Raw genomic sequence first — 1,064 nt, forward strand, 5'->3', positions numbered from 1 at the left:
CACTCCTTTCTTCAGGTTCATTTTCTCAAAACCATCTGTTCTTCTGCCTTACCAGTATGGACTAGCATTCTTTGTAATAAACCTTCCGGTTACAGATGAATTCTATTGAATTAAGTTCAATAACAAACGAAAAAAACCGAGAGGTCCTATGTGGCGGAACCTCCCGGTTTTATCAATATAAAGTGATCATTGAAGCACATTGTATTTTTGTTTTTTCTAGCGATCTTACGTTCTCTAAAACTTTGATTAATGGGTATTTCCGTCCGTACGAAAGAAAAGCCCCGCAGCATTTCGCTGCGAGGCTTTCCTCCTTCACCTAGCCCTTTAGCGCATCACCGCGCCGAGGGTCTGACACCGAAATTATTATTTGATATCGCCGTAATCTACAGTGAAGTCTTCTCCATTAATTGTTACTACAATTTCATCATCATCTGCTGGCTCACTTGATAAATCAGCAGTATTACCATTACCTACTACGATAGTATATACACCGTCTCCTTCATGGTTGAAATCACCATCTACATGTTCAGCATCATCACCATCGATGGTAATACTATCAACTTCACCTGAAGTTAGGTCTGTTATTTGATTACCATAGTTGTCCTTAACTGTCGCTGTTAGAGTTAGTTTCTCATCACCACCATCATATGAACCATCATCTAATGAGCTTTCTGAGGCACTTACAGATCCTTCAACAACTTCTAGTTCATCTTCAGTGATGTCTTCATAGTTGTCAGCAACAATTGTAAGATCGTACTCATCAGCATTTTCTACTACACCTTCATCAATAGTCAACGTTGTATCTCCACTGTCAACATTGAAGTCGTAGTCTTCTTCTGAAACTGTAATCTCCGTGCCATTATCATTGTCAAGCTCTACTGCTGTTACAGCATTTTGATAATCGGCAGTTAGCTCATCACCGTTGAAAGTGATCTCTAAGTCACTATCAACGCTATCTGCTGTAAGAGTTGTATATTGCAAAATAGAAGTGCAAAGTTATGAAACGAAAAAGTACATAACGCTGCAGAGCAGAAAAACATAAAAAAAAGACTTGCCAGCCCCAA

At 39.2% G+C, this 1,064-nt stretch carries 1 protein-coding gene; it reads right to left on the reverse strand.

Translation table 11 applies throughout. The annotated features are described in order from the left end of the window. Window positions 1-363: 363 nt before the first annotated feature. Entirely contained in the window at window positions 364-981 is a 618-nt protein-coding gene (locus B0H94_RS14955; RefSeq protein ID WP_181315443.1) for a hemoblobin-interacting domain-containing protein, read from the reverse strand. Window positions 982-1,064: the final 83 nt, after the last annotated feature.

The sequence above is a fragment of the Salsuginibacillus halophilus genome, from assembly GCF_003014715.1.
Lineage (GTDB): Bacteria > Bacillota > Bacilli > Bacillales > Marinococcaceae > Salsuginibacillus > Salsuginibacillus halophilus.